Source organism: bacterium (genome assembly GCA_019695335.1).
Taxonomy (GTDB): Bacteria; CLD3; CLD3; order SB21; family SB21; genus JABWBZ01.
Genome location: JAIBAF010000088.1, coordinates 1 through 12,497 on the forward strand (window position 1 = coordinate 1; position 12,497 = coordinate 12,497).

Sequence of the window (12,497 nt, forward strand, 5' to 3'; positions counted from 1 at the left end):
ACCGGATTGATCAAAACACTGCCATCCAATTCGCATTTGCAATTCAGCATGTTGTTTTCGATGGCGACGCTTAAGGGCGAAGGTTTCGAGCGTTATTTTAAAAGCTGGAAATCGGATAATGTGATCACGTATGCCGTCGTTCGCGAAGGTAGCGACATTACAACCTTGCAAACATCGATCCGTAATCTGGTTGCCGATAAAACCAAAGACCAGCCAACGGAAAGATTGCTGGAACTTCAGCCGCTCAAAGACATTCATTTGTATTCAACAGATATCGAATCGGATCGTAATTTTCAAAAAAGCGAACCGAAATATCTTTATCTTTTTTCCATCATTGCATTGTTTGTACTCGCCATCGCTTCGATCAATTATGTCAATCTTGCAACGGCGCGTTCAATGAATCGAGCGCGTGAAGTCGGCGTGCGCAAAGCCGTGGGCGCCCGATTGCAACAATTGATCAGCCAGTTTGTAATCGAATCCATCCTGATGGTCTTTGCCGCGCTTTTTTTAGCGTGCGGCGCTGTTGAATTATTTCTTCCTTATTTCAATACATTAGCATCCAAGCAATTACAGTTTTCATTATTGAATAATTGGATGTTGGCCGTCGTACTTCTTTTATTCGGATTGACGGTTGGATTGCTTTCAGGAGCGTATCCGGCGTTTCATTTGTCGCGTTTGAAAATCGTGGAAATTTTCAAAGGACGGTCGCGGGCGGCTAAAGGAGAACGTCTGATTCGCTCGGGACTCGTTACCGGACAATTTGCTTTGTCTATCGTTATGATCGTCATCACGATCGCCGCGTACCGGCAGCTACAGTTTATCCAGCAAAAGCGGCTGGGCTTCAAGAGCGATCAACTGCTCGTGATTGATATCAATACAGGGAATGTTCGTAAAAATCTCGCCACTGTCAAAGCGGCGTATGCCGCCGATCCGTCGGTTCAGGCGATCAGCGTTTCTTCGCGTGTTCCCGGCGAATGGAAAGAGATTGAGCAGATCGAAGCGCATGTTTCAGACCGGGCAACCCGTTCATCTTTTATTTCATGCGATGAAGATTTTTTAAAAACGTTTGATATGGAACTTATTGCCGGAAGAAATTTTTCAAGCGCTATGGGAATCGATTCTTTATCCGTGATCATCAATGAAACGGCGGCGATCGCCTTGGGTTTGAGCGATCCTATCGGACAACGCCTTCGCGTTCCTGAAAGTAATTTCGAGGCGACAATTATCGGCGTAGTTCGCGATTTTCATTTCCGTTCACTGCACGAAAAAGTCAGCCCGTTGGTAATCGGTTTTCTTTCGCCGTTTGGAGCCCATCCGATCGATGGAAGCGATTATTTTACTATTCGGTTCGCTCCCGACCGATTGACCGATATGATGGAATATCTCCGAAAGATCGGTGAGCGTTTCGATCCGACGCATCCGTTCGAATATAATTTTCTGGACGATAAATTATCTGATTTTTATAAAGACGATCAGCGGGTAAGCCGGTTGTTTTTGGGCGGCGCCAGTCTGACGATCATCATTGCCTGTATGGGTTTATTCAGCCTGGCCGCTTTTGCAGCCGAACAGCGCCGTAAGGAAATCGGAATCCGAAGAGTGCTTGGGGCAAGTTCAAGAAGACTCATTATGCTGCTGTCTAAAGATTTTTTGAAACTGGTTTTACTGGCTAATATTATCGCATGGCCGGTCGCATACGTTCTGATGATACGGTGGTTGGAAGATTTTGCGTATAGGATCACGATCGGTATTGAAATGTTTGTTATTGCCGGAGTGTTGGCGTTTGTCATTGCGTGGATTACTGTCGGTTGGCAAGCCTATCGCGCGGCATCGCTGAATCCTGTTGAAACTTTGAAATACGAATAGATGTTTTAAGAAAAGGATTTTTTATGCTCAAAAATTACCTCACGGTTGCGTTGCGAAGTCTTAGGCGAAATAAGGTTTACTCGACGATCAATGTCTTGGGCCTGACGGTTGGCATTGCCTGTTTTATGGTGATAGCGATTTTTGTTCATAATGAATTTCAGTACGACCGGTTTCATTCGAAAGCCAATCGAATTTACAGGGTTTGTGAAAAAATTGACGCACAAGGGCAAGGTGAAAATTCATCGAGTAATCCTTTTTTTGTCGCTAAAGGGCTTTCGAACGATTATCCGCAATTGATCGAATACACGGTTCGGTTTTTCAATTTTCAATCTCCGGCGTTTGCGATTCAGATCGGCGATCGCAAGTTTGTCGAAAAAAAGATGTTTTTTGCCGATTCCAACGTATTTAAGATTTTTGATTTTACTCTGATTCAAGGCGATCCGAATACTGCTTTAGCCCGGCCTAATTCGATCGTTCTGACGAAATCTACGGCGAAAAAATATTTTGGCGATGAAGATCCTATTGGCAAAGTGTTGAAATACGAAGGCACAACTGATTTTGCAGTTTCGGGAATCGTGGAGGATATTTCGCCGACGTCGCACATGCATTTTGACGGATTGATTTCGTTCTCGACGCTGTACCAATTCATGGGACCCAATTTCGAACAGATTCCGATATGGAATCCTTGCTGGACATATATTCTTTTAAAAGAAGGCGTCACTCAGGCGGAAGTGGAAGCGCAATTTCCGGCGTTCATCAAAAAATATCATCCGCCTTTTATGCAGCCTCAGGTCACGCATTATTTGCAGCCGCTAAAGGATATCCACCTTACGTCGAAACTTGATTACGAGATCGAACCTAACGGCGACGCAGCGGACGTGTATATTTTTTCCGTTGTTGGAATTCTCATTCTGCTGATTTCGTGTATTAATTTTATGAATCTTGCAACGGCCCGTTCGGCCGGACGTGCACGTGAAGTGGGTATGCGCAAGGTTTTAGGAGCGTATCGCCAGGATCTCATTCGTCAATTTCTCGGTGAGTCGGTTTTTATAGCATTAATCGCCGTCATTTTGGCAAGTATTCTGATAGAGTTTCTCTTGCCGGCATTCAACAATGCATCGGGGAAATCGCTCTCGGGTGTTTTTTCGAATCCATGGTACATCATCGGTATTATTTTGGTTGGAGCAACCGCCGGTGTATTATCAGGTCTTTATCCTGCATTTTTTCTATCCGCTTTTCAACCGGTGCGCGTTCTCAAAGGTTCGTTCAAATCCGGTGCGACCGGCCAACTGCTTCGTCAGAGCCTCGTCGTCGCTCAGTTTACTATTTCCGTCAGTCTTATTATCAGCGCCTTCATTGTGTACGGACAATTAAAATATATGCGCAACGCCGATCTCGGTTTTCAGAAAGATTCGGTTATTTTTATCGCAACACGTCCAACCATGGTTCAGCGTTTTGCAGTGGTAAAAGAAGAAATGAGTAAGGTCAGTTCGGTGAAAAGCGTTGCCGGTATGAATGAAATTGTCGGGCGGAGCCATAATACGTATCAATTCACTTACGAAGGTATGAATCCTGACGAAAAAGTTTATTTGCCCGGGATTATGGTTGATGAAGATTTTGTGCCGACGATGGGCATCACGATGATCGCCGGAAGAAATTTTTCAAAAGATTTTAAAACGGACGATTCGCTCGGCATCCTGATCAATGAAACCATGGTGAGACAATTAGGTTGGGGTACGCCGGAGCAAGCGCTCGGAAAACAATGTTATTCCAATAACGGCAAAGAAGTTGTTGTCGGTGTTTTTAAAGATTTTCATTACGAATCGCTTCTCACGCCGGTTGGAGGATTCTTCCTGGATATGCCGATTAGTCGCTTCAGCCAGTTTTTCTGGCGATACATCGGTGTAAAAATACAAGGCGGAGCTAATGACGAAACGTTAAAACAATTGGAAGCGATTTGGAACAGAGTCATTCCTGAATTTCCGTTTGAATATTTCTTTTTGAATGAGAATCTCCAAAAGATGTATCAGGCGCAGGATAATCTCGGGAAGTTGGTCGGCTATTTTTCAACGTTAGCCATTTTTGTGGCGTGCTTGGGGATGTTTGCCTTGGCGTCGTTTACTGCGGAACAACGCACGAAAGAAATCGCCATTCGCAAGACGCTCGGTGCATCCGTGATGCAGATCGTTACGTTGTTTTCAAAAGACTTTTTGAAGCTCGTCGGCGTGGCAGCGATCGTCGGATCGTTACTATCCTATTATGCCATGCATTGGTGGCTGGAGGGTTTTGCATACCGTATGACGATGGGAATCGGAATTTTCATTGCATCGACGATTATCGCCTTATGTATTGCCATGCTCACGATCAGTTATCAATCAATAAAAGTGGCAACTTCTAACCCGGTAAACTCGTTGAAATATGAATAAAAAACGGTGTTTTGATCTGGAGAAATCATGATCCAAAATTACTTAAAAATTGCGTTTCGAAATTTGATCAAACACAAAAGTTATTCGCTGATCAATATTTCAGGATTAGCCGTCGGGATTACGTGTTGCATGTTGATCATGCTGTTTGTGATCGATGAATTGAGTTATGACCGGTTTCATGAAGGTGCGTCGCGGATTTACCGGGCAAACCTGAAAGCTCGGCTTAACAGTAAAGATATGCAAATGGCGATGACTCCTGCTCCGATGGCGGAAGAGTTGGTGAAAATATTTCCGGAAATCGAAAGCAGTACGCGATTGAAGCGCTCGGGGAATTTTACAGTTAGGTACGGTGAAAAAGTTTTCAATGAAAAAAAGTTTTATTTCGGCGATCCGAGCGTGTTTGACGTTTTTAGTTTTACGATGATCTTCGGCGATCCGAAAACTGCACTGACAGAACCCAATAGCGTCGTTTTGACAGAAGAAACCGCTCAAAAATATTTTGGCGATGAAAACCCGGTCGGTAAAATTCTTCGCATGGACGGAAGAAATGATTACAAGGTTACCGGGGTAATGAAAAATATTCCACATAACTCTCATGTCCATTTCGATTTACTCGCTTCCATGTCAACGCTCGAAGAAAGCCGTGATCCGTGGTGGATCAGTAATAACTTTTATACGTACATCAAATTACGGGAAAATCAATCGTATAAAGCGCTTGAAGAAAAATTTATTCCATTGGTACGCGAAAAGGCCGGACCGCAGATCCAAATCGCTACCGGAGCCAGTTTTGATGAGTTTCTTGCGATGGGTGGCGATTACGGTTTTTTCCTGATTTCTTTAACCGACATTCATTTGTTTTCTGATATCGCTGAAGAACCTGAGCCGCAAGGCAATATCGCCTACGTCTATATTTTTTCGGCCATTGCGTTTTTCATTTTGCTGATAGCCTGTATCAATTTTATGAATCTCACGACGGCACGATCGGCCGGACGCGCAAAAGAAATTGGCATTCGTAAAGTTCTCGGATCGTATCGCACACAATTGATCCGATTATTTATGGCAGAATCAATCATGGTGAGTTTCATTGCGTTGGCCATAGCGATGGTGCTGACGGAAATTCTGATTCCGTTGTTCAACGAACTTTCCGGTAAACAACTGTCGTTGAATTATTTTGAACATTCGTGGGTATTGCCAGGGCTTTTAACGATTGGAATTACGGTTGGTCTTATTGCCGGAAGTTATCCCGCGTTTTTTCTTTCAGCGTTTCAGCCCGTAAAAGTTTTGAAAGGCGAGTTGTCGAAGGGTGTTCGTAGCGGATGGCTTCGCAGTACGTTGGTTGTCATGCAATTTGGGATTTCTATTGCTCTGATGATCGGAACAGGGATTGTTTTCGATCAAATCGAATATCTCCGGAGCAAAAAACTTGGTTTTGACAAAGAACGCGTTGCCGTCATACACAATGCATGGCTTTTGCGCGATCAAAAACATGTTTTTAAACAAGAAATTCTGAAACAGCCTTTTGCAGCCAATGCCACTATGCTGAATTCCAATCTCGGCGGCGACATGGGTAATTCAGGCTATCAGGTTGATAACGGTACGAACGAAACGTTTCTCCTATGGAGGATGAATACCGATTTTAATTTTGTTCCAACGATGAATATCGAGTTGGCCGAAGGACGGAATTTTTCGAAAGAATTTTTGACGGATTCGGGAGCCGTCTTGATCAATGAAACAGCTGCACGGATCATGGGTCTTCAGAAACCACTCGATCATCATATTATTGAATTGGATCCTGATAAAAAAGAAAACGCGCATTATCCGATTATCGGAGTTGTTAAAGATTTTCACTTTGAATCACTGCATGAACCGATCCGCCCGATGATTATAATGCCGACATGGTATGGCAGTTATCTCAATATCCGGTTGCAGGAAGGCGATCCTAAGCCGATGCTGCAGGCGATTGAAAGCACATGGAATCAGTTTTTGCCCGGCGAACCTTTTGTGTATTCCTTTCTCGATGAAGATTTCGATGCTTTGTATCGCGCCGAATACCGCGTCAGTAAAATCGTTACGATTTTTTCATTGTTAGCTGTCTTTATCGCTTGTCTTGGTTTGCTGGGCTTGGCGGCGTTTACTACCGAACAGCGTACAAAAGAGATCGGAGTCCGTAAAGTCCTGGGTGCAAGCGTGGCACATATCGTAACGCTTCTGTCACGTGATTTTCTAAAATTGGTTTCAATCGCTTTTGTTGTTGCAGCGCCGGTAGCGTATTGGGGCATGTACATATGGCTGCAAGATTTCGCGTATCGAACGTCAATCGGAGCGGCTGTGTTTATTATATCCGGCGTATTAGCTGTGGCTGTGGCATTTTTAACTGTGTCGTATCAGGCGATCAAAGCCGCCACCTCGAATCCTGTAGATGTATTGAAATATGAATAGAGCTCCTGATGGCGGCGCTATAATACTATAAAAAACGAGGATATTATGCTGAAAAACTATCTCAAAGTTCTGTTACGTTCTATCGTAAAAAACAAAGCTTTTTCGACGATCAATATTCTCGGTCTAGCAGTTGGGTTGACTTGTACAGCGCTGATTCTGATGTGGGTACAGGATGAATTGAGTTATGATACGTTTCACCAAAACAGCGAGCGGATATTCCGGGTTGTAGAAAATCAATACTACGGAGACGGCGATGCATTCACGACGCAGCAAACGCCTGCGCCGTTGTCGGCCGCTTTGAAAAATGATTTTCCGGAAATTGAACAATCGACCCGTGTGCTGTTTACATACAACAAACTTCTGTTTGACTATCAAGGTAAACGGCTTTACGAATCCACCGGGCTTTACGTCGATCCAGACTTTCTCTCGATGTTCAGTTTTCCGCTTCAATCGGGGCAAGCCGATGTAGCATTAAAAGAACCCAATTCAATTTTGCTGACGAGCGAGTATGCTGAAAAATATTTTGGCAACGAAGATCCGATAGGTAAAACAATCCGGGTCGACGACAAACATGATTTAGTTGTTACGGGTGTTTTTAAACCGATTCCCAAACAATCGCACATTCAATTTGATTTTATAATTCCCGCCGAACGTATGCGGCTGGATGTTCCGGACGAATTCACACGCTGGGGCAATAATTGGCTGCGTACGTACATCTTGATAAAACCGGGCGTGGACTATAAGAGCGTCAACGACAAGATGGCCGGTGTCATCAAAAAACATAATGAAGGCTCAAAGACGGAATTATTTCTCCAGCCGATGACAGAAATCTATTTACGAACAGATTTCAACCGTACTCCGCCGAAAATTAATTATGTCTATACGCTCGGAGCAATTGCGCTTCTTATTTTGATGATCGCCTGTATTAATTTTACCAATCTTTCCACGGCGCGTTCAATCAAACGTTCACGCGAAGTTGGGTTACGGAAAGTTGTCGGAGCCGCCAGGCTGCAGCTGATCCGCCAGTTTTTGAGTGAGTCCATATTCCTGGCAATTTTAAGCATGGTCGTTGCCTTGTTATTGATTGAAATGTTATTGCCTTTCTTTAATGATCTTACGGCTAAACAATTGGGCTTACGTTTATTTGAATCCAATACGGGACTGTTGTTATTGGTCATGGTCATTTTCACAGGCGTCGTCTCGGGTTTGTATCCTGCTTTTGTATTGTCGGGATATCAACCCATCCTGGTTCTCAAAGGCACCTTTCAAAAAAGTTCGCAAGGCGTGTGGCTGCGAAAGTCACTAGTGGCTATACAGTTTACATTGTCCATCGCGCTGATGATCTGCAGCGGTATTATTTTTAAACAACTGGATTACATGCAGAATAAAAACCTTGGCTATGACAAAAATTATCTCGTTCGCATTCCGATGCGCGGTGAAACAGCCAAAACGTACGATAATTTTAAACACCGTTTGTTGCAGAACAGCCGCGTCGTGAATGTTACCGCATCCAACCAGCCTATCACCAGTTTCGGCACCAATACATGGGATGTTAGCTGGCCTGGCCGCAAAGACGATGAACGGGTACTGACAACCGTTACGGCCATCGACTACGATTATATTGAAACAATGGGCATGACAATGGTTCAAGGCCGGACGTTTTCTAAAAATTTTCCAACCGATTCGGTCAATGTGATTATTAACGAAAAAGCCGTCGAAAAAATGAATCTCAAAGATCCGCTTACAGCTCAATTGACATTTTGGGATCAAACCGGGGCGATTGTCGGCGTCGTCAAAGATTTTAATTATCAATCCGTTCATTCGGAAATTATTCCTTTGGTGTTTATCTATCGCCCGGAATGGCTGCGAAGCGCTTTTGTCAAAATTCGGTCGGATGAAATTGCAGCGACCGTCAAAGAAATTGAAGAAACATGGCAGTCAGTGAACCCTTCGAATCCATTCGAATTCAGTTTTGTGGATGAAGAAATCGATGCTCTTTATCGTGCGGAACAGCGGCTGTCTAGAATTTACAGCTCGTTTACCATTCTTGCTGTTTTTATTTCCTGCCTCGGATTATTTGGGCTCGCATCTTTCTCGACGGAACAGCGTACGAAAGAAATCGGCGTACGCAAAGTTTTAGGTGCATCGATTAGCGGTATCGTTACGATGTTGGCGACGGAATTTGTAAAGATCGTTTTGTTAGCGAATCTCATTGCTTGGCCTATTGCCTATTTTCTGATGAAGCGATGGCTGCAGGATTTCGCATTCCGCATTGATATGGAAGTGGTGACATTTATAATGGCCGGGGTCGGAGCGATTGCCATTGCCGTGCTAACCGTGTCATATCAGGCTATCAAAGCAGCAACAGCAAATCCGGTTGATTCTTTAAAATACGAATAATTTTACAGATCAGAGAATAACGGATGTTCAAAAATTATTTTAAAATTGCGTTACGCAATCTGTTGAAACACAAAGCCTATTCAACGATTAATATCTTCGGTTTGACTTTGGGGTTAACGTGCGTGATTTTAATTTTATTGTTCGTGAAAGATGAATTATCATACGATTCGTATCATGAGAACAAAGACCGTATTTACCGCATTATTTCGCATTATATCGGTAAAACGCAAACGCAAACGTTTGCCTTGGGTGAATACAAACGCGGACCTTTGATTAAAACCGATATTCCCGAGCTCGAAGAAGTGACAAGGATTGGTAATGTCGGACCGACTGTTCAGTATGGCGAAAAAATTATTCAGGAAAATGATTTCTATATTGCCGATGCAAACGTTTTTAAAGTTTTTACCCTTCCTCTGATCAAAGGGAATCCTGAAACTGCGTTGAAAGATCCATTTACTGTTGTGATCAACGAATCCGCTTCAAAAAAATATTTCGGCGATGGAGATCCGATCGGCAAAACTCTTACGATTTTAGACTCGGTTCAATTGGTTGTCACGGCCGTGATGAAAGACATGCCGCGCAATTCGCATTTCCATGCCGACTTTATTTGTTCAATGGGTACCGACCGTGCGATCTACAGCGATATTGTATTTCAAAACTGGGGTGAGTTGTCCATGTATACGTACGTTCTCGTGCCTCCGCAAATGACGCGCGAAGAATTGGACGAACGCCTGGCAGGATTTATTAAAAAACATTTCAGCAAAGACGATGCAGATAATCTCCGGTATGTCGCGCAGCCGCTGCTGTCAATTCACCTCGAAAACTATAATAGCGAAATGGAAGTTAACGGTGACCGGAGCAATGTCATCATTTTCACCGCAATTGCTATTGCGACATTGCTGATCGCCGGCATCAATTACACCAATTTATCAACTGCACGTTCATCGCTTCGAGCGAAAGAAGTCGGGATTAGAAAAACAGTTGGTGCGGAACGGGCGCATCTTATCGCTCAATTCCTTGGCGAAACATTTTTGTTTTCATTTATTGCTTTGGGATTGGCCATCCTATTTGCGGAAATGATGCTGCCCCTATTCAATTCTGTGGCCAATCGAGCTCTGTCATTGCATGACATTATGGACGTCGAATTTGTTAGCAGTTTGCTGATGGTGGTTACGGCGATCGGGCTATTTGCGGGATTATATCCTGCATTTTTCCTGTCGGCTTTTCAACCGATGGTTGTTCTGAAAGGAACTTTAGCGAAAGGGGCGAAAGGCGGCCTTTTAAGAAAAATTTTCGTGACTATCCAATTTGCCGTTTCTGTCGGTCTCATTACCGCAACGGCGGTGGTTTATCAGCAGCTTCAATTTTTGAAAAATCGTCCTTTAGGATACTCACCGGAGCAAATTGTCGTTGTCGAAATGCCTACGGATGCCATTAAGCAGCAATATGAATCCATCAAAGAAAGTTTTTTGAACGTTTCCGGTGTTCAATCCGTGTCGAAAACTTCCAAACGGCTTGGCGGCCGATTGAGCAGCAACTTGGGTTTCAAATCTGAAAACATTCCGGAAGGTATTACCGGCATTCAAGCGGTGGTTGTAGATCATGATTTTTTTAAGACCATCAACGTACCGGTGATGGAAGGGCGCGATTTTTCGAAATCATTTCCATCGGATGCTGAAAACGCTTTCATCATCAATGAAACGGCTATGAAAACATTTGGATGGGAAAACGCTGTCGGAAAACGTTTTGAAACCAATACGCTCAACGAAAAAGGAACTTGGTCGCCGAAAAAAGGACAAATTATTGGAGTGATTAAAGATTTTCACTATGAGCCCCTGTATCGCAAAATCGTTCCTGTTGTTTTTTATATTTCACCGTATTGGAGCGGCCGGTTTGTTATCAAAATCGATTCGCATAACATGCCCGAAACTATTGATGGTTTACAAACAGTGTGGAAACGATTTGCGGCGAATCAACCGTTCGACTATGAGTTTCTCGATCAACGCATTCAAGGTCTTTACATCACGCAGGAACGGTTTGGAAAATTGATCAGCTATTTTGCGGGTTTGGCTATCGTTATCGCCTGCCTGGGATTATTCGGCCTGGCTTCGTTTTCGGCCGAACAACGTACAAAAGAAATCGGCATCCGCAAAGTGATGGGAGCATCGGTTTCAACCGTTGTGTTTCTGCTTTCCAAAGATTTTTTAAAATTAGTTTTGCTTGCGATTGTTCTCGCTACGCCACTGGCTTATTGGGCGATGGATAGATGGCTGACGGAGTTTGCTTATAAAATTGAACCCGGCATACTGATTTTTGTTCTGGCAGGTTTTCTGGCGATGCTGATCGCATTCCTAACAGTTAGTTATCAGGCGCTTAAAGCTGCATCAGCTAATCCTGTTGAAGCATTAAAATATGAATAACCGTTACGTCTGTTGTTTGTTTAAAAAAGAGGACACGGATGCTCCAAAATTATATTAAAATCGCTTTTCGCAATTTATGGCGAAATAAATTGTACGTCGTAATAAACCTGTTCGGTTTAAGCGTTGCAATTGCCTGCGCCATTGTAGCGTATCTTAATTATGATTACAGCTACAGCTACGATTCTTTTCATGAAAATGCCGGCAGCATTTACCGTGTAATCGGTATGCGTACTATCAATCAACAGGAGGTGCGTCAGGGAATTGCGCCTCTTCCTTTGGGACCGATTCTTAAAGATGAGTTCTCTTCCATCGAAAATGCAGTCAGGTTTGAAAGCGACCGGTCGATTGTAAGGTACCGTGATCAAGTGTTTAATGAGAATATTTTATATTGCGATCCGGCATTTTTTAACATGTTTACCTTTCCGCTCAAAGAGGGTTCGGTTGATTTGAATAATAAAAGCGGTATGGTGATTTCCGAAGAGTATGCACTGAAGTATTTTAATGATGAAAGCCCGGTCGGTAAAATTTTGACAGTGACGTACTCTAATGGAGAAAAAAGGGAATTGGCGATTTCCGGTGTGACACGGAAATTTCAAAAAAATTCAAGTATTCAATTCGATTTCATTGCCCCTTATTCAATTCTTGCCGATGTCGGTTTGGCGGAGTTTGACAACTGGTCTCATTGGACGGGAAGTTTGTTTATACAAGTGCGTGAACCGGGATCGGTGCAGGCTATCCAGGAGCACCTTCAGCGCTATGTCGCCGTACAAAACTCGGCTAATTTAAAACTTCCCCTCTCAGGCTTTCTTATAGAACCTCTGCGAGAAGTTGCTCTCAATGCCAGAGGTACACGGAGCAACATGTTGGTATCGGCCACTCCTCCGTCAGCCATCATCGGTTCAATAGTCACTGCAATTCTTATGTTGTTGATGGCTTGCTTTAATTTTAT

At 43.5% G+C, this 12,497-nt stretch carries 6 protein-coding genes; all 6 read left to right on the forward strand.

Going from position 1 to position 12,497, the window contains the following annotated elements:
- Positions 1-1,863, forward strand: a 1,863-nt coding sequence (locus K1X84_15565; GenBank protein MBX7153045.1) for an FtsX-like permease family protein, incomplete at its 5' end; no start/stop codon positions are given.
- 23 nt (positions 1,864-1,886) lie between these two features.
- Entirely contained in the window at positions 1,887-4,289 is a 2,403-nt protein-coding gene (locus K1X84_15570; GenBank protein ID MBX7153046.1) for an ABC transporter permease, read from the forward strand.
- 27 nt (positions 4,290-4,316) lie between these two features.
- The gene (locus K1X84_15575) at positions 4,317-6,728 is read left to right on the forward strand and encodes an ABC transporter permease (protein MBX7153047.1); all 2,412 of its coding nucleotides are present in this window, start codon (positions 4,317-4,319) and stop codon (positions 6,726-6,728) included.
- A gap of 45 nt (positions 6,729-6,773) precedes the next feature.
- Positions 6,774-9,128 (forward strand): ABC transporter permease, encoded by a 2,355-nt coding sequence (locus K1X84_15580; GenBank protein ID MBX7153048.1) that lies wholly within the window; start codon positions 6,774-6,776, stop codon positions 9,126-9,128.
- Between the two features lie 23 nt (positions 9,129-9,151).
- A complete protein-coding gene (locus K1X84_15585; protein ID MBX7153049.1) occupies positions 9,152-11,548 on the forward strand; it encodes an ABC transporter permease in 2,397 nt (798 codons plus the stop codon).
- 38 nt (positions 11,549-11,586) lie between these two features.
- On the forward strand, positions 11,587-12,497 hold a 911-nt coding region (locus K1X84_15590; protein MBX7153050.1), incomplete at its 3' end, for an ABC transporter permease.